The 22,457-nt window shown below is 71.5% G+C and carries 20 protein-coding genes; 11 read left to right on the top strand and 9 right to left on the bottom strand.

Annotated elements, in window-relative coordinates:
• Window positions 1–102 precede the first annotated feature (102 nt).
• Window positions 103–1,248, top strand: a complete 1,146-nt coding sequence (locus tag JO379_RS04715; protein ID WP_209518519.1) for a GDSL-type esterase/lipase family protein — start codon at window positions 103–105, stop codon at window positions 1,246–1,248.
• A gap of 69 nt (window positions 1,249–1,317) precedes the next feature.
• Here JO379_RS04715 and JO379_RS04710 read toward each other — a convergent pair whose 3' ends face one another.
• On the bottom strand, window positions 1,318–2,604 hold the full coding sequence (locus JO379_RS04710; RefSeq protein WP_209514034.1) for a M14 family metallopeptidase: 1,287 nt from the start codon (window positions 2,602–2,604) through the stop codon (window positions 1,318–1,320).
• A 335-nt stretch (window positions 2,605–2,939) separates the two neighbouring features.
• On the opposite strand from JO379_RS04710, the gene JO379_RS04705 reads away from it, so the two are divergent.
• From JO379_RS04705 to JO379_RS04660, 10 genes are all read left to right on the top strand, one after another.
• The gene (locus JO379_RS04705; RefSeq protein WP_130876457.1) at window positions 2,940–4,355 is read left to right on the top strand and encodes a polysaccharide lyase 6 family protein; all 1,416 of its coding nucleotides are present in this window, start codon (window positions 2,940–2,942) and stop codon (window positions 4,353–4,355) included.
• Between the two features lie 321 nt (window positions 4,356–4,676).
• A complete protein-coding gene (locus tag JO379_RS04700) occupies window positions 4,677–6,032 on the top strand; it encodes a phosphatase PAP2 family protein (protein WP_209514033.1) in 1,356 nt (451 codons plus the stop codon).
• 345 nt (window positions 6,033–6,377) lie between these two features.
• Window positions 6,378–6,488, top strand: coding sequence for a keywimysin-related RiPP (locus JO379_RS04695; RefSeq protein WP_130876455.1), 111 nt, complete (start codon window positions 6,378–6,380; stop codon window positions 6,486–6,488).
• A 25-nt stretch (window positions 6,489–6,513) separates the two neighbouring features.
• Entirely contained in the window at window positions 6,514–8,358 is a 1,845-nt protein-coding gene (locus JO379_RS04690) for a lasso peptide isopeptide bond-forming cyclase (protein WP_209514032.1), read from the top strand.
• Between the two features lie 78 nt (window positions 8,359–8,436).
• Window positions 8,437–8,694: a lasso peptide biosynthesis PqqD family chaperone gene (locus JO379_RS04685; protein WP_130876453.1), complete on the top strand. Its 258-nt coding sequence runs from the start codon at window positions 8,437–8,439 to the stop codon at window positions 8,692–8,694.
• A complete protein-coding gene (locus tag JO379_RS04680; protein ID WP_130876452.1) occupies window positions 8,691–9,125 on the top strand; it encodes a lasso peptide biosynthesis B2 protein in 435 nt (144 codons plus the stop codon). Before JO379_RS04685 ends, JO379_RS04680 begins: the two co-directional genes overlap by 4 nt.
• A 75-nt stretch (window positions 9,126–9,200) precedes the next feature.
• Entirely contained in the window at window positions 9,201–11,051 is a 1,851-nt protein-coding gene (locus JO379_RS04675) for an ABC transporter ATP-binding protein (protein ID WP_209518516.1), read from the top strand.
• Window positions 11,052–11,157: 106 nt separating this feature from the next.
• Complete coding sequence (locus JO379_RS04670) at window positions 11,158–11,397, top strand: hypothetical protein (RefSeq protein WP_130876451.1); 240 nt, start codon at window positions 11,158–11,160, stop codon at window positions 11,395–11,397.
• Entirely contained in the window at window positions 11,397–11,663 is a 267-nt protein-coding gene (locus JO379_RS04665) for a DUF4235 domain-containing protein (protein WP_130876450.1), read from the top strand. The genes JO379_RS04670 and JO379_RS04665 overlap by 1 nt, the downstream gene beginning before the upstream one ends.
• Window positions 11,664–11,798: 135 nt before the next feature.
• Window positions 11,799–12,653 carry a class I SAM-dependent methyltransferase gene (locus JO379_RS04660; RefSeq protein ID WP_242625914.1) on the top strand — a complete coding sequence of 285 codons (855 nt, stop codon included), beginning with the start codon at window positions 11,799–11,801 and terminating at the stop codon, window positions 12,651–12,653.
• Window positions 12,654–12,681: 28 nt separating this feature from the next.
• Here JO379_RS04660 and JO379_RS04655 read toward each other — a convergent pair whose 3' ends face one another.
• From JO379_RS04655 to aspA, 8 genes are all read right to left on the bottom strand, one after another.
• On the bottom strand, window positions 12,682–13,710 hold the full coding sequence (locus tag JO379_RS04655; protein ID WP_209514031.1) for a methyltransferase: 1,029 nt from the start codon (window positions 13,708–13,710) through the stop codon (window positions 12,682–12,684).
• A gap of 5 nt (window positions 13,711–13,715) precedes the next feature.
• Window positions 13,716–14,462, bottom strand: coding sequence for a class I SAM-dependent methyltransferase (locus JO379_RS04650; protein ID WP_209514030.1), 747 nt, complete (start codon window positions 14,460–14,462; stop codon window positions 13,716–13,718).
• Window positions 14,459–17,656 carry an amino acid adenylation domain-containing protein gene (locus JO379_RS04645; protein ID WP_209514029.1) on the bottom strand — a complete coding sequence of 1,066 codons (3,198 nt, stop codon included), beginning with the start codon at window positions 17,654–17,656 and terminating at the stop codon, window positions 14,459–14,461. Before JO379_RS04645 ends, JO379_RS04650 begins: the two co-directional genes overlap by 4 nt.
• A 54-nt stretch (window positions 17,657–17,710) precedes the next feature.
• A complete protein-coding gene (locus JO379_RS04640; RefSeq protein WP_209514028.1) occupies window positions 17,711–18,160 on the bottom strand; it encodes a pyridoxamine 5'-phosphate oxidase family protein in 450 nt (149 codons plus the stop codon).
• A gap of 148 nt (window positions 18,161–18,308) precedes the next feature.
• Complete coding sequence (locus tag JO379_RS04635; protein ID WP_209514026.1) at window positions 18,309–18,941, bottom strand: SRPBCC family protein; 633 nt, start codon at window positions 18,939–18,941, stop codon at window positions 18,309–18,311.
• A gap of 96 nt (window positions 18,942–19,037) precedes the next feature.
• Window positions 19,038–19,403: a DUF488 domain-containing protein gene (locus JO379_RS04630; RefSeq protein WP_130876445.1), complete on the bottom strand. Its 366-nt coding sequence runs from the start codon at window positions 19,401–19,403 to the stop codon at window positions 19,038–19,040.
• Between the two features lie 64 nt (window positions 19,404–19,467).
• On the bottom strand, window positions 19,468–20,901 hold the full coding sequence (locus JO379_RS04625) for an NAD-dependent malic enzyme (protein ID WP_209514024.1): 1,434 nt from the start codon (window positions 20,899–20,901) through the stop codon (window positions 19,468–19,470).
• Window positions 20,902–20,967: 66 nt separating this feature from the next.
• Window positions 20,968–22,440: an aspartate ammonia-lyase gene (aspA, locus tag JO379_RS04620; RefSeq protein WP_209514022.1), complete on the bottom strand. Its 1,473-nt coding sequence runs from the start codon at window positions 22,438–22,440 to the stop codon at window positions 20,968–20,970.
• Between the last annotated feature and the right edge of the window lie 17 nt (window positions 22,441–22,457).

Raw genomic sequence — 22,457 nt, 5'->3', positions numbered from 1 at the left:
ACGGAATAACGGTGTGCCAGGCTGGCGGTGGAGAACTTGCGGGTGCGTCCACGCATCCGGGACCTGAGAGCGTTGGACCGGGCGGGAGCGATGACGGTGGCGATGCGGGCGGTTCCGCTGGCGGGCGGACCAGTGGAGATACGGGGCGCGCTGGACCTGGAGACGACACAGACGGGGGTCATGCCGCGCCGGTTGCCGGCGTGGACCAAGGAGCAGTACCAGGACCCGTCGGTCCACGGGGTGACCCTGATGCCTTCGGGGGTGCGGCTGGTGTTCCGCACGGACGCGCGTGAGGTGGAGTTCGACGTACTCACCTCCACGGGACAGCTCGACACCGATCCCCGGCCCCGCCCGACCGGGATGCTGGAACTGCTGGTGGACGGTTCCCCGGCCGGGCGTCGCCAAGCGCCGGTGGGCAACGTGGTGCGGATGGCGGGCCCCGGGGCCGTGCAGCGAGTGATCCCGGGCGAGCCGGGGACCGTACGGTTCGCAGGGCTGCCGGCCGGCATGAAGAAGGTCGAGCTGTGGCTGCCGCAGCAGACCCCCACGGAACTGGTGGCGCTGCGGGCTGACGGCGAGGTGCTGGCGCCGTTGCCGGACGGGCGGCGCCGATGGGTGCACCACGGCAGTTCCATCAGCCACTGCCTCGAGGCCGACGGGCCGACCGGCACGTGGCCGGTGGTGGCGGCCGCGCTCGGGGGAGTGGAGGTGATCAACCTCAGTCAGGCGGGTAACGCGGTGCTGGACCCGTATGTCGCCCGGACGATCCGCGACATGCCCGCTGACCTGATCAGCCTCAAGGCGGGCATCAACATCGTGGGCCTGGCCGCCTTCCGGCTGCGGACGTTCGGCCCTGCGGTGCACGGGTTCCTGGATACGATCCGGGACGGGCACCCGGACACCCCGCTGCTGCTGATGTCCCCGGTGAGCTGTCCGGCCCTCGAGGAGGCTCCCGGCCCGACCGCGGTGGGCCCGGACGGGAAGCTCACAGCCCTGGGCGACCCGGCCGATGTGGCCGGTGGGGCGCTGTCGTTGACGGTGGTCCGTGCCGAGCTGACCCGGATCGTGGCGGCCCGGCAGGCCTACGATCCCCACCTCCACTACCTCGATGGACGCGAACTGCTGGGCCCGGACGAGGCGGATGACCTGCCCGACGGCCTTCACCCCACCGCTGCCGCATACCGCCGGATGGGCAAGCGTTTCGCAGCCCGCGCCTTCGCGGACGACGGGCCCTTCTTCGCCGAATGACCAGGGCAGAGGGGCGTTCCTGGAGCGGTCGGTCCGGGCAAGAAGGAGTCGGCCGACCGCTGGCGTGCATTAGCAGTGGTCGACGGGTTCGGCCGCGGTGAGTCCGTACGACGCCCTGGCGTCCAGCAGCAGTGGCACCAGGGACCGCAGGGACTGGCGCAGCGGGACCAGCACGCCGCCCGCGCGTGACGGAGTGGTTTTGACGCCGTGCAGGGCGAGTTCGTCCCGCGTGTCCGCGTACTGCTCGGCGGTGAGCCGGTAGGCGCAGGGCGGGTCGGGCAGGGTCCGGCCGGGGGGTGCGGGGTCGTTGTCGGCGCCGCCGAGGTGGACCGGGCCCCGGTCGGCGAGGCCTTTGACGCGCGCCGCGGCCGTGGCCGCTGTGATGTGCCGGCGTCGTTCGTCCGCGAAGGCGAACATCCCGTCGAGCGCGACGTGATGGGAACGTACCCGACGCCGGTTGTTCAGGGCCGGGTCCGCTTTCTCGGCGTCCGTCCTCGCATCGACGCGGCTCTCGATGAGCAGACCGATCGCGTGCTTGATGCCGGAGGTGTTGCGCAGGATGCGCTCCTGTCCGTCGCCGGCAACCTGTTTGACGGGGTCGCCGGTGGCGGGGTCGGTCCAGATGCCGTAGGTGCCGGTGCTGTGCCCGGCCTCGTAGGCGGTGGGACGCACGTAGTCCGCCGAGAGGGCCTGCGCCTCCCGGTGCACGCGGGGGTCGGTGTTGAGGTTGCGGGGCCAGAGGTCGAACAGGTCCTTGTCGTAGTACGGCGGGGTGGCGCCGTACTCGTGCAGGTCGTAGACGACGTCGGGCCGGTGGTCCCGGATGACGGCGGCCAGGGCGCGGCTCTCGGCGGACTTGAGGGCGATGTGGTCGCGGTTGATGTCGACGCCGTCCGCGTTGGTACGCGTGTGTGCGGCGCGGCCGTCGGGGTTGACCGTGGGGACGACCAGGACGGTGGTACGTGCGAGGAAGCGCAGCGTGGCCTTGTCCCTGGCGTGGGCGAGGTCGCGGATGCGGATGAGGCAGGCTTCCCGGCCGGCGGGTTCGTCGCCGTGCTGGCTGCAGGCGAGAAGGAGGGTTTCGGCGGTGCGGTGGGCGGGGCCGATCCTGACCAGTCGGAGCGGTCGGCCCTGACCGGTGGTGCCGATGCGGCGGACGGCGACGTGTTCGCTCGACCGGTCGAGGGCGGCCAGGAGGCGCTGTTCCTCGGCCTGGGTGGTCCAGCGGGTTCCGTTGCTGAGCTCGAAGCCGGTGCGGTGCGGGGTGCGGGCGGCCTGGGCCGGTGTCGGGACCGTTGTCAGGGCGAGTGCGGCGGTGATGAGGCCGACGGCGAGGGCGCGGACGCGGGCCGTCATCGGCGGGCGCCTTGGGGGCAAGGGTGGCCGCCCGGCCGAAGGGGGCGGCATACGGCCGCTGTGACGAGCGATCTGTACGTCATACGGGTGCTGCGCGCGTATCCCCATGGGGCGGAAGGTACCCCGGCCTACTCCTGCGCAACAGAGCGCCGAACGTGCGGTCCCCATTGCGCTCTTCGTCCGCTCGCGGCAGGGGACGGGGCGGGGTCCCGCACGTGGCTGTGAGCGGCAAGGGCCCGGCGGAGGCCTGTGGTTACGGGGCGTCAGCTGTTGCGCTACGACACGGCAGGGCACAAGGATCAGCCCGGTACATTTCCGCTCTCTCGGGAGTCTTCATGAAAAGACGTATGTTCCTCACCGGCGCCCTGCTGGGTGCCGCCGGGCTCGCCGCTGTGCCGGTCGGCGCTTCGGCTGCCCCGGTGACGGTGAGTTCCCTGGACGGCCTCCAGAAGGCGATCGACCGCGCGATGCCCGGTGATCGCATAGTCGTGGCCGACGGCACGTACACCGTCCCGTCAGGGGGTGCCCTGCGTATCTCGGGGAAGCACGGCACCGGCGACGCGCCGATCAGCATCGTCGCGGAATCCCGCGGAGGTGTGGTGCTGCGGGGCGAGCGCGGTTTCGTCTTCAGCAATGCGAGCCATGTCACGGTCAGCGGTTTCGCCTTCCGGCAGAGCAGCACGCTGGAGATTCCGGGGAACTCGTCGAATATCCGGCTGACGCGCAATGATTTCCGGTTCGCCGAGGTGAGCGGCCTCGACTGGGTCGTCGTGCGGGGCAACGACGTCAAGATCGACCGGAACCATTTCCACGACAGGACCACCGAGGGCATTTTCGTCGTTCTCGACGGCCCCGACGAGAAGACCGTGGCTCAGAACCTGCACCTCTTCAAGAACCACTTCTCCGGTCACAGCTTCAGCGGCGACAACGGCGGAGAGGCGGTCCGGCTCGGCGACAGCGCCCGGGCCCTGCTCAGCGCCGGCGCGATCGTGGAGTACAACCTGTTCGAGAAGTGCGACGGAGACCCCGAGGCCGTCTCGGTGAAGACGTCGGACAACACCGTCCAGTACAACACCGTTCGCAACAGCCGTGGCGGCATCGTGCTCAGGCACGGCAACAGCTCCACCGTGCAGGGCAACTACCTGCTCGGCGGCACGGAAGGCGTGCGGGTCTACGGCAACGACCATCTGGTCGTCAACAATTACCTCGGCGGCCTGTCGGGGCGGGCCCTGGTGATCGGCAGCGGCACCGTCCGCGACCACCACCCCGGCGAGTCGAAGGCCGAGAGGCGGGGCAACGACGCCTGCGACCGTGCGGTGATCGTGCACAACACGCTGGTCGGCAACAAGGGGACGCTCTCGGGCGAGGGCCGTGACCACGCGCCCCAGGATGTGGTCATCGCCGACAACCTCCTGGTCGGCAGCGTCGGCAGCCTGGTCGCGATGGGGAAGAGCACCCGTTTCACCTGGCAGGGCAACATCCTGTGGGGCGCGGCGGCCAACGGCACCATCCCCACCGGCGGATACCGCCGGGTCGACCCGCTGCTCCGGCAGGAACCCGACGGGGTGTTCCGGCTGTCGGCGGGCAGCCCCGCGATCGGAGCGGCGACGCTGAAGAGCACGTCCGTCGCCGAGGACATCGACGGTCACCCGCGCGGCAGCGCCCGTGACGTCGGCGCGGACCAGTACGCGACGTCGGCCCCGGTCCGCCGCCCCCTCGTGGCTGCGGACGTGGGCATGAACGCCTCGTAGCGGGTGGCCGGGCGGCGGGGCGCCGGCCGGCCCTTGCCGCGGGTGACGGTGGTCACAGTGCTTGAGTAGGCCCCCGGGCCATGGGCGTGGGCACGCAATCCCGGCTCATGGCCCGGAGGCCTCGGCTTCCGCACGGCCCGACCGGCCCTCGTGCCGCCCGTGACCGGCGAGGCCCGTGCTACTCGATGGCATGATCGGACTCTGACAAGCGTCCTCATCGCCCATACTTCACCGGAAAGCCACGCCAACCGGTACGAAGAGTTATCTCTCCGGCCAACACCTAACAAATCGGTCAAACAATTGATACCTATAGTAACGCGGGTGTTTTCGCGAATAGACTGCAGAACCAAGCTCGCCGCGTGGCGTCAACCACGGGCGATCCTCTGGGCCACGGTCGGTGTGGTGGCCCTCGGTTTCCTCATCGCGCTGGAGATCGCCGCGCGTCGCTACGGTGGTGTGCCGGGGCCGATGGTCACCCAGGTGCGCGAGGTGATATTCGCCCCCAAGCCGGGGCCGCTGTATGCCGGTATGGCGTTGATGATGGTGGCGCTCACCTGGCGGCAGCGGTTCATCGCGGCCGGTGCCGCGATCGGCATCGACGTCGTCTTCGTGCTGGTGCGGTGGGCGGTCGACGCCAAGACGCCCGACGGTCACTTCTTCGGCAACGGCGCGTTGTGGGTGATGCTGGGCTGTGCCGTCATCGCCGTCACGCGCCGCACCGGCCGGGACCGCGTCCTGCTGCTGAAGGCCGTCGGCCTGGGCCTGCTCCTGGTGGCCGGCCGCAAGACCGGCGACACCTGGCTGCTCATCACGGCGAAGACCCGCCCGGAGGTGCTCGACCCCTACCTGGCGACCGCCGATCACGCGCTGGGCAACCCGTCGTGGCTGGCAGGCCGGATCCTCGAGGCCACCGGCCCGATCGGCACCCATCTCCTCGACCTGGTCTACGCGCAACTCGCGGTGGCCGCGGTCGTCGTCGCGCTGTACCAGCTGCGCAACGTGGCGGCCGAGCGCCGCTTCCCGAGCCATCATCTGGTGCGCACCTTCCTGGTGATCGGCCTCCTCGGCCCGGCCATCTACATGGTCTTCCCGGTGGTCGGACCGATCTTCGCCTACGGCCCGGGCACCTCCGGCACCGGCGGCGTGCAATGGGCAGTGGCCGACCTGTGGCCGCACACGCCGCCGCCGATCACTGCCCCGCACCCGGTGCCCTACGACGGGACCACCCCGCGGAACTGCATGCCGAGCCTGCACACCGCGTGGGCTGTCGCGATCTTCATTCACTCCCGTAAGGGCCCACGCGTGCTGCGCTACGCGGGCACGTTCTGGCTGATCGCCACGCTCGGCGCGACGCTGGGATTCGGCTACCACTACGGCGTGGATCTCGTGGCCGGCGTGGTCTTCGCGCTCACGATCGAAGCAGCGCTGCGCTCGCAGGAACGTGGCTGGGACCGGTCGGGAATCCAGCTGGTCGCCTACGGCGTCACGGTCTTCGGTGCACTTCTGGTGTGCTACCGCTATCTGCCGATGGAGATGGCCACGCATCCGTGGGTGTTCGGACCGCTTCTCGTTCTGGCGTTGGCCTCAGTGATCTACGGCTACGTACGCACCACCAGGCTGTGGGTGCCGAAGGCCGCACCGGTGCGGCAGCCCGAGCCGCAACTCGAACTGGTGTGAGGCAGGTCGCGCACCAAGCGCGCGGACGCGGAGAGGTCGAATGCGATATCCAAAAATGAATGCGCGTCCGTTTCTCTCTGCACTGGCGTGCGAGCCTTTCTTTCTCGCGAGAAGCAGGAAATCACCCTGGTATCACCCGTAGTCGCCGATGATGTTGCTCGGATTTATGGAGAGTCCAATTCCCGACAAGGGTTGCGGTCCTTGTCGGGGGTGTGGCTAGTATGTTCATACGTTCAACGCCCTGGCTCGCGTATCCAATAGCGCGAGTTTCGCCGATTCGGGGCTCGAGTACGTGGTCCCCCAAATCGGTCAGGGTGACGGATTCACCGACTCTGAGGAGACGTCATGAAGAAGGCGTACGAAGCCCCGACGCTCGTCCAGCTCGGCACCTTCCGCAAGAAGACGGGACTCCTGCGGTCCAGCGGTAACGACCGTCTGATCCTCAGCAAGAACTGAGGCGCCGGTAGGCAGATTCGACGCCATGCCACCGTCCTCTGAGACGGGGGGAGTGGGCCCCGGTGACGCGCACTTCGTGGTCCTGCCGGACTGCGCGGACGCGCTCGCCGCGGCCCGCTCCTTCCCCCGAACCGGCTCCCGAACCCTCGATCACGCCTCGGGGCGCCCCTGGCTGATCGGCCGGTGGAGCGACCAGGAGATCGTCACGGCCCGTGCGGGCCGGGCCGCGATCGCGGTCGTGGGCTGCTGCCCGGTCCGGCCCGCCGAGCTGGAGCGACACGCGGCCCGCATGCGCGACCTCACCGAACTCGACACGCTGGCCCGGCGCTTGCCCGGCAGCTTCCACCTCGTGGCCACGCTCGACGGCCGGTTGCGCGTGCAGGGGACGGCGTCCGGTCTGCGCCTGGTCTTCCACGCCGTGGTCGGCGGCGTCCGGACGGCCGCGACCCGGGCCGATGTCCTCGCCGCCGCGATCGGCTCCGGGCTGGACGAGGAACAGCTCGCCGCCCGGCTGATGTGGCCCGTCCCCTACCCGCTGTCCGAGACCTCCCTGTGGCGCGACGTCACCGCCGTCCCCCCGGAGGAAGCGCTGGTCATCGCCCCTGACGGGCGGACGGTCAGGCGGTCGCGCTGGTGGACGCCGCCCGAACCGACACGGTCCCTGGCCGAGGGGGCCCCTCGGGCGCGGCAGGCGCTGTCGGAGGCCGTCCGGGCCCGTACGGACGATGGCGGAGTGGTCAGCTGCGACCTCTCCGGCGGTCTCGACTCGACCTCGGTCTGCTTCCTGGCGGCCGCCTCACCCGCCCGCGTGGTGGCCAGCACCTGGCCGGGCCGCGATCCCGCGGACACCGACCTGTACTGGGCCCGGAAGGCCGCCGGCTTCCTCCCGGACGTCGAGCACGTCGTCTGGGACCCCGACGAAGCCCCGCTGGTCTACACCGACTTGCTCGGCATCGACGACCTCATGGACGAACCGTCCATCGGGGTGATGGACCGGGCACGGGCCCTGCACCATCTTCCCGGGCTCGCCCGGCGCGGCAGCCGGCTGCATCTGACGGGCATCGGCGGTGACCACGTGGCCTGGTGCTCCGAGGCGTACTACCACCGCCTCATACGCACCCGTCCGCTGTTCGCCCTGCGGCAGCTGCGCGGTTTCAGAACCCTGTTCCAATGGCCGCTCCTCGACACCGCACGGGTCCTGACCGACTCCCGCCCGTACGGCCGGTGGCTCGCTTCCTCCGCCAACCGGTTGCGCGACCCGCTGCCGCCCGGAGCCAGTGGAGCCCTGGGCTGGGGAACGCCGCCGCGCCTGTTCGACTGGGTCACCCCCGAGGCGGCACACACGGTGACGCGTGTCCTGCGCGCGGCCGCCCGGGAGGCCGAGCCACTGCACCCCGACCGCGGCATGCACGGTGACCTGGAACAGATCCGGCTCTGCACGCGGATCGTCCGCCAGTGGGACAGGATGGCCGCCCGGGCGGGGGTGCCGATGGCCTCACCGTTCTTCGACGACCGGGTGATCGAGGAATGCCTGGCGGTCGATCCCGCCGAGCGCGTCACTCCCTGGACGTACAAGCCCCTGCTGGCCACCGCCATGCGCGGCGTCGTCCCGGACGTGTGCCTGGAGCGTTCCAACAAGGCACATGCCTCGATGGACGCCTCCAATGGGCTGCGCGAGCACCGGGGCGATCTGATGGCTCTGTGGGAGGACTCGCACCTGGCCCGCAGGGGGCTGGTGGACGCCGCCGCTCTGCGGGCGCTGGCTCAGAGGCCTTCGACGCCGGGGCTCCAGGACGCCATCCTCTATTCCACGATCGCCTGCGAAGTATGGCTGCGGAATCTTCCGCAGCAGAAAGCCCTCGGTTTCTGACGGGACGGAACCTCTCCCCGGTGCCCCGTGGAAACCGTGCCTCGTGGAAACCGTGCCTCGCGGAAAGGGAAACGCTTCATGGCAGTGCGCTTCGCCAAGGATGTCTCCACTGCGAAGACCGATTACGGCACGGTCCTGCTCGATCAGCGCAGCGGCCAGTACTGGGAACTCAACCCCACCGGCACCCTGGTGGTACAGACCCTGATGGACGGGGGTGGCGAGACGGACGCGGTCGACGCGGTCGTCGTGGAATTCGCGGTCGACCGGCCCCGGGCCGCCCAGGACGTCTCCGCCCTGATCGAGCAGTTGCGGCAGGCGGGGCTGGTCGTCCTGTGACCACTCCGAGCGCTTTGCACCGGCCGACCGGTGTTCCTCTCGGACGGCGGCTGGCGGCCCGGCTCGTTCTGCTGGCGGCCTTCGCCCTCTCCCTCCTGCCACCGCGCCGGATCCGGACCGTGCTGTGCCTCGTGCGCCGCGGGGCCGTACCGGCCTCCGCCGCGCGGGCGAGGTCCGCGCGGGAGGCGGTCTGCGCGGTCAGCCTGTTCTGCGCCGGCCCGCGCGGCTGCCTCCCGCGCTCCTTGGCCACCGCCCTGCTCTGCCGCCTGCGGGGCACCTGGCCGACCTGGTGCACCGGAGTGCGCGTGGTGCCCCCCTTCACCGCGCACGCCTGGGTCGAGATCGACGGCCACTTGGTCGACGAGGGCGTACCGGACGACTACTTCAGCCGCCTCATCACCGTGCCGCCCCAGGAACGGGCGGCCCCGTGACGAACCCCGGGAGCGAAGGTGGACAGGAAGACACGGCACGAGGGCGACCGTTCCGCACGGGGCGCCGTCGTCACCATGTTCCGGCTCACCGCCGGCCACCGCTCCTCCATGGCCGTCGCCACCGTGCTCACCCTCGTGGGATCCGTCCTGGGGCTCGCCCAGCCGCTGCTCGCCAAGAAGATCGTGGACGCGACGGGAAGCGGCCGTATCGCCTGGCCGCTGCTGTTCCTGGCCTGCCTCTTCCTCGCCGAGGCGGTGACAGGCGCGGTGGGCCGCTTCGTCCTGGAACGCATGGGGGAGCGGATCGTCCGCGGACTCCGGCGCGGTCTGGTGAGTCATCTGCTGCGCCTGGAGATGCGGGAGTACGACAAGCACCGCACCGGTGACCTCATCTCCCGGGTCACCACCGACACCACCCTGCTGCGCGAGGTCGTCTCCCAGGCGCTGGTCGACCTGGTGACGGGCGCCCTCGTCGCCGTGGGAGCCGTCGCCCTGATGATCTGGATCGACCCCCTGTTGCTGCTCCTGGTGACGCTGACCGTCGTCACGGCAGCAGCGGTCGTCACCTCCCTGCTGGCCGGTATACGCGCCGCCGCCGAGCGCATGCAGCACGCCGTGGGGGAGATCGCCGCCGACCTCGAACGGGCCCTCGGCGCCCTGCCCATGGTGCGGGTCCACCGCGCCGAGGAGCGGGAAGCGGCGCGCATCGGACGATGTGTCGACACGGCCTACGAAGCGGGGGTCCGGACCGCGCGACTGGCATCGGTGATGAGTCCGGCCGTCGAACTCGCCGTGCACGGCTCCTTCCTGCTCGTTCTGGTCATCGGGGGCATGCGGGTCAACGGCCACGCCAACTCCCTCGGCGACCTGGTGGCCTTCCTGCTCTACGCCACCTACCTGGTGGTGCCCCTCTCGTCGGTCTTCCGCGCCATCGGCCTGATCCAACGGGGGATGGGCGCCTTCCAGCGCATCGAGGAAGCACTGGCGCTCCGGACGGAACCCACCGGGCCCGCGCGAGCGGAATCCGCGGACCCCGTGCAGGAGAAGCCGGCGCCGGCACTCGCGCCCCCGGACGGTCACGCCGAGGGCGCGTCCGCACGCCGGGCCACGCACCCGCGGACTCCGTCGAGGAAGGCACCGCCGCGCGACGGCGGCGAGGAACCCGCCCTCGCCCTGGAAGACGTGTGGTTCGGCTACGACCCGGGCCGCCCGGTCCTGCGAGGCGTCTCCCTGAGCGTGCCGCACCGGCAGCAGGTCGCCCTGGTCGGCTGCTCGGGCGCCGGCAAAAGCACGATCTTCGCCCTGGCCGCACGCTTCTACGAAACGGACTCCGGAACACTGCTCTTCGACGGCCGGCCGGCAGCCGAACTGAGCCGCGCGCAATGCCGGGCCCGCATCGCCGTCGTCGACCAGAACACCCACGTCGTCCACGGCTCGCTCCAGGACAACCTCACCTACGCCGCCCCTACGGCGAGCCCGGCCGATGTGCGGCGCGTCATCGAACTCACCAACCTCCACCAAGTGGTCGACCGCCTCCCCGGCGGGCTGTCCGGCATGCTGGGCGAGAGGGGAAACACACTCTCGGCCGGGGAGCGGCAGCGCGTCGCCCTGGCCCGGGCGCTCCTCACCCGGCCCTCGCTGCTCCTGCTGGACGAACCCACCTCACACCTCGACGCCATCAACGAGGCCGCGCTGAGCCGCGTGCTGAAGGACATCACCCAGGAATGCGCGCTCCTGGTGATCGCGCACCGTCTGTCCACTGTCCAGCACGCCGACCGGATCGTCGTCCTCGACGCCGGCCACGTCATCGCCGGCGGCCGGCACGAGGAACTCCTCGCCCGGAGTGCCACCTACCGCGAGCTGGCCGCCGGGCAAGCCCTGCGCACCACCGCCACGGGCTCGGCCGGTCAGCTGCCCGCCCGCTGAGAGGCGCGCCGCGCCGCACGCGCGGATCGAAGCGGATCGCAGCAGGCGTGGCCGGGCACGGCTCGGGTACGCGCCGTGACACGACCGCGAAAGGCAGGTGACGACGATGAGCACGCAGGACGAGACTTCCGAGGCGGTACGGGCGAAGGCTGCCCGCACGACGGGGCAGCTGTCCGGGACTGCCCATACGCTGGGAGAGAGGCTCCAGAACGGTATGCCGGAGCCGGTCCGCGAGAAGGCGTACCAGGTGGCGGAAACCGTACGCGGGAAGCGCGGTCTGCTCACGGTCGCCGGGCTGGGCGCGCTCGCCCTCACGTTGGTAGCCGCCCGCCGCAGGAGGTGCTGATGAAAGCGTCAAAGGTTGCCTACAAGCCGGTCGGCATGCTGCTCGGTGCCGTCAGCGGGGCAGTGGCCGGCGCGGTCTTCAAACAGGTGTGGACGGTCGTCGGGCACGACGCAGACGCCCCTGACGCCACGGACCAGGACCGCGGCTGGCAGGAGATCCTGATCGCCGCCGCCCTTCAGGGCGCGATCTTCGCAGTGGTCAAAGCGGCTGTCGACCGTAGTGGCGCCACCGCTGTGCACCGCCTGACCGGAACCTGGCCGGGCTGACGGCCTCGGCAGGGCGCCGAGCAGCTCACGACGGGCTGAGCGCGTCGGGAAGCCCCGACATCTGTCCGAGGATCCCTGGGTAGGGATGGCGAGCGGGCCCGGCCCACGGCTCGCTCACCCCGAAAGGAGGCTCGGATGACGCAGCGCCCGGGAGGGGATCCGCTCCCGATGCGGCCGGCGGTACAGGAGACGTACGGGCCGGTCGACCTCGGCGCGACACCCCTGTTCGGCGGCGGGTTCATCAACTTCGGCCACTGGGACGGCATTGACCTGGACCGCGTCCCGACCGAGCACGACCGGATCCGCAGCCAGCAGGCCCTCTACCACCGGGTGCTGGCCACGTTGGCGCCCACCGAGGGACTGCGCGCCGTGGAGGTCGGCTGCGGGCTGGGCACGGGGTGCGCCATGGCGCTCCAGGAGTACGGCTTCGCGCAGGTGACCGGGATGGACATCCACCCGCAGCAGCTCGACCGGGCCCGCAGCGCCCATGCGGATCTGCCGGCCGACCAGGCCGGCCGGCTGCGCTTCGTCCAGGGCGCGGCGGAAGGCATGCCGTTCGGCGACGCCGAGTTCGACTGCCTGTACAGCGTCGAAGCCGCTCAGCACTTCCGCGATCCGGAGGCGTTCGCGAAGGAGACCGCTCGGGTCCTGAAGCCCGGCGGCCGCGCCACCGTCGCCAGCTTCTTCGTTCCCGACGCGGATCCGGCCCGGCCCGAGCAGCTGGCCGCCCTGCTCGAAACGTTCGCCACCGGCCTGGACGTCGCCCACAGCATCCCGCAATGGACCGGTGGCCTCGAAGGGGCCGGTCTGACCGACGTCCGTGTCACGTCGATCGGCGCAGCGGTGTGGCATGGCTGGGACCGCTGGTTGTCGACCATGTGGCAGCCGGGCACCTGGCCCCGCAACTTCCTGCGGGCCTACCGTGACGGCATGCTCGACTACTTCCTGATCACCGCGGCCCGGCCCGCGCCGGTGCGGCAGCCGGCATGACGGGAAGATTCCGGGCCGGGCCCCGCCGTTACGCGGCGACCGCCTCGACGATCGACGTGGGGGACGGGGTGGCGACGATCCGGGTGCGGCGCAGGCCGGCTCGGGACAGCAGGGTGTCCAGTTCGTCGATGGTGCGTTCCGCGCTGTCGAACAGCGTCATCATCGCCAGGTCCAGGGCCTTGCCGGGGTGCGGGTCGTTGCCCGGCGGGATGAGGGGGTCGATGACGAGCAGCCGGCTTCCGGGGCCCATGGCGGAGCGGCAGGAGCGCAGGATCCGCAGGCCGTCGGCGTCGTCCCAGTCGTGCAGGATCTGCTTGAGGACGTACAGGTCGCCTCCGGTGGGGACGGCGGCGAAGAAGTCACCGGCCTCGACACGCCAACGGCCCGCCACGGACGGGACGTCCAGGATGTGGTCACCGGCGGTGGCCCCACGGTCGAAGAGCACCCCGTGGAGGCCGGTGTGGCGTTCGAGGATCTCCCGCAGCAGCCCGCCCCGGCCGCCGCCGACATCGACGACGGTGCCGGTGCCGGGGAAGTCGAAGGCCTCCGCCACGAGCACGTCGGCGGGAGCGGAGAAGGCGGCCATCCCGGCGTCGAACACCTCGCGGGCCGCGTCGTCGGACTCCAGGTAGGCGAAGTACGGGGCGCCGTAGAAGCGGGGGAAGGACGGCTCGCCGGTCCGTACCGTCTCCGTGAGCCCGCCCGAGGTCCGCCGGTACATGTCGTCCGTGATCATGACGATGCCGGGGTGCTGGGAGCCGGGCACGCCGGTGCGCAGCTGCGCCGCCGCGGGAGTGAGGTGGAAGGCGCCCCCGTGGTCCTCGCGGAAGACGCCGCGGGAGGCCAGGAACCGCAGGACGCGGCCCAGGTGGGTGCCGCTGGTCCCGGTGCGGCGGGCCAGTTCCTCCGGGTGGAGCGGCCCGTCGGCGAGGTGGTCGGCGATGCGGTGGTCGACGGCGGTGCGCAGGGCCGCCGACGCCAGGTGGCCCAGGGCCAGGTCGACCAGCAGCGCGGCGTCGGCCGCGGTGGTGGTGGCTGTGGTGTCTTCGCGGGGCACGGTTCTCAGCCCTCCAGTCGCAGGTCTGCCAGGTAGGTGGGCCAGGCCGTGGAGTCGTCCCGGTGGACGGAGTGCACGGTCCACGGGGTTTTGCGCGTGACCTCCTCCAGCCGGTCGGGCGGGCAGAACAGGAAGTCGAACCACTCGGTGGCGGCGGTGCGGTGGCGTACCCGCATGCGGACGAACTCCTCGCCGCGGTGGGCACGGGCGGTGTGTACCCCCTGCGGCGCCCGGGGGTCGGCCCCGGCTTCCTCCGCGAAGGCCATGTTGGTGCCCAGCAGCCGGGCGCCGGGGCGGGCGTGCCGGGCCAGGCCCTCCAGGGTGCCGCGGCTGCGCTCCGGGTCGCCGAGCAGTCCCAGGTTGGCGCCGAGCATCAGGAAGGTGTCGAACGTGCCCAGGTCGTCGGGGAGTTCGGTCACGGAGGCCACGTGTGCCTCGACGCCACGCAGCCGTGCCACCTCCACTCCGCCGCGTGAGGTGTCGATGCCGACGACGTCCTTGCCGGACTGGACCAGCACGGAGCCGTGGCGTCCCGGTCCGCAACCGATGTCCAGGATGCGGCCCGTGGCGCGCTCGCAGGCCATCCGGTCGACCGGCAGCCAGGTGTCGGGGCCGTGGAAGTAGTGCACGGCGTCCTCGGCGTAGATGTAGCCGTCCTCCATCTCGTAGATGAGGTGGGCGACGCCGGGCTGGGCGCCGCTTTCGTGGGCGCAGCGGTAGGCGTCGCCGAACGGGTCGTCGGTCGCGGTCATGGTGTTCCTCCGTGGTCGGCTCGCGCCGCGGGGTGACGCGGTGTCGCCGGGCGGTCCAGGTATCCGGTGGACAGGAAGTGGTGCAGGTAGAGGTCGAACAGCCGCGCGTCGACCGGGGGGCACTCCAGCCCGCTGCCGGCCAGGGCGGCCTCGGCGTTCTCCCGGCCGATGACGGGGAAGGTGCCCTCCAGGTACATCTCCTTGACGCTGATGCCGGACCCGTTGGCGCGGTCCACGCACAGGGAGACGAAGGGGGCGGTGGCGGCGGTGGGGTGCCGGGAGACGTGCCGGACGAGCTCGCCCACCCACTGGTCGTAGGGCAGGGTGCGGACGGGGAAACCGGCCGCCCGCATCCGGTCGAGCATGTCCGCCAGCCGGGCCGGACGCGGGTTGGTGAGGTGGAGGACGCGTCCCGTCGCCCGTTGGCGGGTGGCGATGTGCACCACGGCGTCCGCGACATGGTCCACCGGCACGAAGTCCAGGGGGAGTTCGATGCCGGGGGCGACACCGGTCTCGGCGATCGTCTTGAACAGGGAGCAGATCGCCGTCTCGGTGTTGCAGACGCCGCTGTGCCGGTCGCCGGTGACCTCGTACGGGCGGTGGATGGTCATCGGCAGGCCCTGGGCGGCGGCGTCCTGCAGGACGCCTTCGGCCACCCACTTGCTCTCGCCGTATCCCATCGTGATCCGGTCGGCGTGGGCGAGGGGCAGGTCCTCGGGGACGTGCCGTACCCCCGCCGTGCCGAAACCGGCCACGACGGCGATGGTGGAGAGGAAGTGCACCGGGACCCTGCGGGGAGCGGCCAGCGCGATGACCTCGCGGGTGCCCTGGACGTTCGCTGACCGCAGCGCCTCGTAGGGGTAGAGGAAGTTGACCTGGGCACCGTTGTGCACGATCAGGTCGAGGGTGCGGGACAGCTCCTCGGCGTGCGCGGGGGCCAGGCCCAGGGAAGGTTCGGTCAGGTCGCCGGGGAAGCAGGTCACCCGCTGTTCCAGTCCCTCGGTGGACAGGCCGTAGCGCTCCAGCGCGCCCCGGACCCGGCGGTGGGCGTGTGCGGCGTCCCGGGCCCGCACCGGGCAGTGGATGCGGGCCTGTGTGCGGTGCAGCATCCGGTGGAGGAGGAAGGCGCCCACGAAGCCGCTGGCCCCGGTGAGCAGGATGTGCGCGGGTCGCTGCCACCGGGGCGCGGGGCCCTGTGCCGGCGGAAGGGTGAAGCCGAGGCGGGCCTCACGGGCGAAGTCGACGGTGCCGCCCGATGCGGTGGCCCGGCCGGTGCCGCCGGTGTCGCGGATCTCCTGTACCGCCTGGGCGAAGTCGCCCAGCGTCGGGCGGTCGAGCAGACCGCGGACCAGCGAGCTGCCGTGTTCGGCGGCGATGCCGAACACAGCGAGGGTGCGGGTGACCACGTGGGCGGCCAGCAGGGAGTCGCCGCCCAGGCCGAAGAAGCTGTCGTCCGCCGCAGGCCGTGTGCGCAACGCCAGTTCCCAGATCCCGGCCACGGCCTCCAGCGGACCGCCCGCCGCGGCGGGCGCGGGGGACTCGTGCGGCCGGACGAGCCCGCGGCGGTCCACCTTGCCGGTGACGGCGACCGGCAGCCGGTCGTACTCCAGCAGCCGCGCGGGCACGGCCGGGGCGGGGAGCCACGCCGCCAGGTCCCGCCGTACCGAGTCCACCGGCACGGGGGCTCCGGCGACCGCACCGGTGACATGGGCGATCAGATGCCCGTCGCCCTCCGGGTGCCGGACCAGCTCGACCGCGGCCTCGGCGATGGCGGGGTGGGCCCGGAGCCGGGCCTCGACCTCCTCCAGCTCCACCCGGTGGCCGCGCAGCTTGATCTGACGGTCCGTCCGTCCGAGGCACTCCAGGAGCCCGTCCGCGTTCCGTACCGCCCGGTCACCGGTGCGGTAGAACCGGCCGGGCGGGGGAGTGTCCGTGGCGGGAAAGTCCGTAGTGGGGAAGTCCGTCGTGGGGAAGGGGGCCTCGACGAAGCGCTCGGCGGTGCGGTCGGGGTCGTCCACATATCCCAGGGCCAGACCGTCGCCGCCCACCCACAGCTCACCCTCCTCACCGGGTGCCGCGAGGGTGCCGTCCTGTCGTACGACGTGGGCGGAGGCGTACGCGACGGCGCGGCCGACGGGCACGGTGACGGCGTCCGCGGGCAGGTCCTCGATGACGTGCGCGGTGGAGACCACGCTGTTCTCCGTGGGCCCGTACAGATTGGCCAGCACCGTTTCCGGGCAGACCGCCCGCACCTTGCGCACCAGGTCGGCGTCGAGGGCCTCACCACCGGCGGAGGCGTAGCGCAGCGTCCGCAGCGTCTCGGGCCGGGTGCGGGCAATGAGGTGGAACACACTGGTGGTGAGGTAGGCGACCGTCACCTGCTGCTCCAGCACGACCTGCTCCAGGGCCGTGGGGCTCAGCAGCACCTCGCGGTCGACCAGCACCAGTTCCGCACCGCCCAGCAGCGCCGACCAGATCTCGATGGTGGAGGCGTCCGAGGACAGACCGTAGGCGTGCAGGACCCGGTCGTCCGGGCCGGGCCGGCCCAGCGCCGGCTCGGTCAGGGCGAGCCGGGCCACTCCCCGGTGCGGTATCGCGACGGGCTTGGGACGGCCCGTGGTTCCGGAAGTGAACATCACATAGGCCGCGTCCCCGGCCGTGGGCCGTCCGCCCTGAGGGACGGACACCTCGGGGGACGTTCCCGGAGCGGACTGCGGAACGCCTCCCGCCGTGAGGCCGTCGACCGTGGTGGAGGGCATGGTGGAGGGCGCGGTGGACGGGCCGCCGTCCAGTTCGAGCCGGGCCCGAAGTTGGCGTAACCGGCAGGTGCTGCCCGGCAGCACGACCGCCACACGTACGCCGGCGTCCTCGGCCATGGCCTGGAGCCGGGCCGGGGGGTGGGTGTCGTCCAGCGGTACGTAGGCGGCGCCTGCCTTGAGGGCGCCCAGGAACGCCACCAGCGCCTCCGGCGAACGGGTCCCGGCCACGCCCACCGCGTCTCCTCCGCGCACTCCGGCGGTGCGCAGCCGGTCCGCCAACGCGGTGGACCGGACGCTCAGTTCACGGTAGGTGAGGCCGCGGTCGCCCGCCCGCGCCGCAAGGGCGTCCGGCCGTCGCGCGGCCTGTTCCTCGAACAGTTCGTGCAGGCAGCGATCCCGCCACCTTGCCCCGCCCGTCTCGTCAGCCCGGACCATGTTCCCCGCCCTTCCGTCTCTCGTCGTACCGGTCGGCGCCACTGGGCGGCCCGGTCACGAGAACTGCGCGGCGAACGCGGCGAAGTCCGCGGTACGCCAGCGCTCGGGACGCATGCGGATGGTGATGTCGTCGTCCAACTGGCCCCGGTTGGAGTCCAGATAGGCGGGGGCCGTCTCGGCGTCCAGGTAGCGGTGGGCCAGCGCGGACCGCTCGTCGGGGTCCACGCGGTCCTCCACGGCGGTCACCGGCCCCTCGACGCTCACATAGCGGTAGGGCGCGATCTCGTGCTGGACGCAGAGACTGAACCGTCCCGCCTGCTGGATCCTGCGCGCCTTCAGTGAGGTGCGCCCGGTGAGCACCACGACCTCACCACCGGGTTCGTACGCGTACCAGACGGGCACCAGCAGCGGGGCGCCGCCTTCGAGCGCCTCGATTCCCAGCACTCCGACGCGCGCCTCGGCCAGGAAGGCCTCACGCTCCTCGACACTCATGGCCAGTGACATGGCGTCCCTCTCCTGGTGGTTGACCATTGCGAGAGACATGCTCATCGGTCGCGAACCGGACATTCCCTAGTCTTCGTCCGCGCGCCCCGCCCCGGCGTACGCGTCGTATGCCGGGGCGGGAGAACAGCGGCGCGGCGGGGTGCGGCGGTCAGGCCCGATCGTGGGCGCGGGCCTCGGCGGTGGTCTTCAGATCGCGCAGCCACGCTTCGAGGCCCTGCCGGAGGATCTCGGTCGCCGCCGGGACGTTCGCGTCGACCTGAGGGCCGGTGTGGGTCTCCTCGGTGCTCACGCGGACGCCATGGCCGACCCTGGTGAAGCTCCAGACGTGCACGCCGTCGATGCGCAGCCCTTCGCCGACCGCGGGGCCGGTCCAGCGGATGCAGGATCCGGACTTGACCTGCCGGACGGTCGAGGTGATGTCCAGGCTGGTGGCGGGTGTGTGGGGGTTGGGGGGAACCGGCGTCGTCCAGCGGAACGCGGAGCCCGGACGGAACGGGCCGTGGTCGAGGCGTTCCGCGGTCGTGACGGCGGTCTGCCAGGACGGCCAGCGCTCGACGTCGGTCTGCGCCTTCCAGATGGTGCGCAGCGGCGCGTGGATCACGGTCTGCGTCCTGTAGCGCACGCGAGCGTCGGGATCCACGCCCTTCCCGCGGCAGGTGAGGGACTCGCCGGGGTGGTGGGCGGTGGCACCCGCGGGTACGACGGCGGTGCCGAGGACCGTGAGCGAGACCGGTATGGCTGACAGAGCGGCGCGGAGGCCGGTGCGGCGGATGCCGGGCATGGTGGATCTCCTTGTCGACCGGTGGGCGGGCGTTGTCCGGTGGGTGGCGTCACGTCACGGGCCGGTGGGCGGGCCGGGAGTCGACGGGGGCGGCCGTCACCCCCGCGTCAGCTCCGCCCGCAGGACGGCCGCCGCGCTGATCTCACGGTCCTTCGTGGCGGTCAGCAGCGTGAGGGGTCCGTGCCGGGCCACCTCGCGCAGGTGCCGTAGGGCCTGCGCGCGGGTCTCCTCCCGCAGTTCCAGGCGGTAGCGGCGGCCGAACTCCTCGAACCGGGCGGGATCGTGCCCGTACCACTTCCGCAAGTCGGTGGACGGCGCGACGTCCTTGCACCACTCGTCGAGGGCGGCCGCGTCCTTGCGCAGGCCACGCGGCCAGATCCGGTCGACCAGCACGCGGCTGCCGTCCGTCGCCTCGACCGGGTCGTAGACCCTGCGCACCTCTACGCGCCGTGACGTCCCCATGCCTCCCATCATCGGTCCGCCGCGCCGGGGAAGCGCCCGCAACCCGCCGGGTGGCGCGCCGTGCTCAGAGGGTCGTGGTGCCTGTCACAGACGCTCCGGCGGCCTTGGCGGCCTCGCGGACGGCGCCTGCGACCGCGCCTGCGACCTTGTCGTTGAAGACGCTGGGGATGATGTAGTTCGCGTTGAGTTCGTCCTCGGTGACGACGTTGGCGAGGGCGGTGGCGGCGGCGAGCATCATGTCGGTGTTGACGGTGCGGGACTGGGCGTCGAGCAGGCCGCGGAAGACGCCGGGGAAGACCAGGACGTTGTTGATCTGGTTGGGGAAGTCGGAGCGGCCGGTGGCGACGACGGCGGCGGTCTGGCGGGCGATGCCGGGCTCGACCTCGGGGTCGGGGTTGGCGAGCGCGAAGACGATGGCGCCCTCGGCCATGGCGGCCACATCCTCCCCGTTCAGCACGTTGGGGGCGGAGACGCCGATGAAGACGTCCGCGCCGCGCACGGCTTCCTTGAGGGTGCCGGTGACGCCTTCGGGGTTGGTGTTGTCGGCGATCCAGCGCAGCGCGGAGCCGGGGCTCGCGGCGACGAGGTCCTGGCGGGCGGCGTGGACGACGCCGTGGATGTCGGCGACGACGGCGTGCTTGACGCCGGCCGCGATCAGGAGTTTCAGGATCGCGGTGCCGGCCGCGCCGGCGCCGGACATGACGACGCGTACGTCGCTGATGTTCTTGCCGACGACGCGCAGGGCGTTGGTGAGGGAGGCGAGGACGACGATGGCGGTGCCGTGCTGGTCGTCGTGGAAGACGGGGATGTCGAGGGCTTCGCGCAGGCGGGCTTCGATCTCGAAGCAGCGGGGGGCGGAGATGTCCTCGAGGTTGATGCCGGCGAAGCCGGGGGCGATGGCCTTGACGATGGCGACGATCTCGTCGGAGTCCTGGGTGTCGAGGCAGATGGGCCAGGCGTCGATGCCGGCGAAGCGCTTGAAGAGGGCGGCTTTGCCTTCCATGACGGGCAGGGCGGCCTTGGGGCCGATGTTGCCCAGGCCGAGGACGGCGGAGCCGTCGGTGACCACGGCGACGGAGTTGCGCTTGATGGTCAGGCGGCGGGCGTCCTCGGGGTTCTCCGCGATGGCCATGCAGACGCGGGCGACGCCGGGGGTGTAGATCATCGAGAGGTCGTCGCGGTTGCGAATGGGGTGCTTGGACGCCATCTCGATCTTGCCGCCGAGGTGCATCAGGAACGTGCGGTCGGAGACCTTGCCCAGCGAGACGCCCTCGATGCCGCGGAGCTTGCCCACGATCTCGTCGGCGTGTGCGGTGGAGGTCGCGGCGACGGTGACGTCGATCCGCAGCTTCTCGTGCCCGGAAGCGGTGACGTCGAGGCCGGTCACCGACCCGCCCGAGGACTCCACGGCCGTGGTGAGCTGGCTGACCGCGGTCCCGCTCGCGGGAACCTCCAGTCGGACCGTCATCGAGTACGAGACGCTGGGCGCCGTTGCCATGGCGGACGTCCATCCTTTCGGTGGCCGCGCGAGGCAGTCCCGCGCGAAGGGGTGTGGGGTGGGGATTCAGAAGGTGGTGGCCGCGTTCGCCCGGGCGTGCGGGCGGGCGAGGTTGTCCGGGTGGAGGATCCGCTCGAGTTGCTCCGGCGTGAGCAGGCCCTTGGCCAGGACGAGGTCGTGCACCGAGGCGCCGGTGGTCAGTGCCTCCTGGGCGACGGCGGTGGCCTGTTCGTAGCCGATGTGCGGGTTGAGCGCGGTGGCCAGCCCGATGGACCGGCCGACGAGGTGGGACAGGTGCTCACGGTTGGCGGTGATGCCGCCGACGCACCGCTCGGCGAGGGTCAGGCAGCCGGCCCGCAGATGGGTGAGGCTCTTCAGCAGGCTGTGTGCGATGACCGGTTCGAAGGCGTTGAGCTGGAGCTGTCCGGCCTCGGCCGCGAAGGTGACGGTCACATCGTTGCCGATGACCTCGAAGGCGATCTGGTTGACGACCTCGGGGATCACCGGGTTCACCTTGCCGGGCATGATGCTCGAACCCGCCTGCACGGCAGGCAGGTTGATCTCGGCGAGTCCCGCCCGGGGGCCGCACGAGAGCAGGCGCAGATCGTTGCAGGTCTTGGAGAGCTTGACGGCGATCCGCTTGAGCACACCGGAGAGCTGGACGAACGCGCCCATGTCCTGGGTGGCCTCGACGAGGTCACCGGCGACGGTGAGCGGCAGGCCGGTGTTCCTGCTCAGATGGGCGCACGCCTTCTCGGCGTACCCCGGGTGGGCGTTGAGGCCGGTGCCGATGGCGGTACCGCCGAGGTTGATCTCGCGCAGCAGCGCGCGGGCCTCGTCCAGGCGCGCCCGGTCCTCGGCCAGCATGACGGCGTACGTGGCGAACTCCTGGCCGAGCGTCATCGGCACCGCGTCCTGGAGCTGGGTGCGGCCCATCTTCAGGACGCCGGCGAATTCCTCGGCCTTGGCGGCGAACGCCCGGCGCAGTACCTCCATGGCTTCCAGCAGGTGACCGGCGGCGAGCTGCAGGGCGATGCCGACGGCGGTGGGGTAGACGTCGTTGGTGCTCTGTCCGGCGTTGACGTCCTCCAGCGGGTGGAGGTGCCGGTACTCCCCCTTGCCGTGGCCGAGGAGTTCCAGTGCCCGGTTGGCGACGACCTCGTTGGCGTTCATGTTGGTGGAGGTGCCGGCACCGCCCTGGATGACGTCGACGACGAACTGGTCGTGCAGCCGCCCGGAGCGGATCTCCTCGCAGGCCCGCACGATGGCGTCCGCCTTGCGGTCGTCCAGCAGCCCCAGGTCGCGGTTGGCCTGGGCCGCGGCCTGCTTGACGGAGGCCAGGGCGAAGACGAGGTCGGGGTACGCGGCGATCGGGGTGCCGGTGACGGGGAAGTTCTCCACGGCCCGCAGCGTGTGGACGCCGTAGTACGCGGCCGCCGGGACGTCCTTGTCGCCCAGCAGGTCGTGCTCGGTGCGGACCCGCGGCTGATCGTGGGGTGCGGCGGGGACGGAGGAGAGGCCGGGAACGACTACCGACATGGGGGTTCCGATCAGGT

The sequence above is a fragment of the Streptomyces syringium genome, from assembly GCF_017876625.1.
Taxonomy (GTDB): domain Bacteria; phylum Actinomycetota; class Actinomycetes; order Streptomycetales; family Streptomycetaceae; genus Streptomyces; species Streptomyces syringius.
This window is presented reverse-complemented; position numbering and strand designations above follow the sequence as displayed.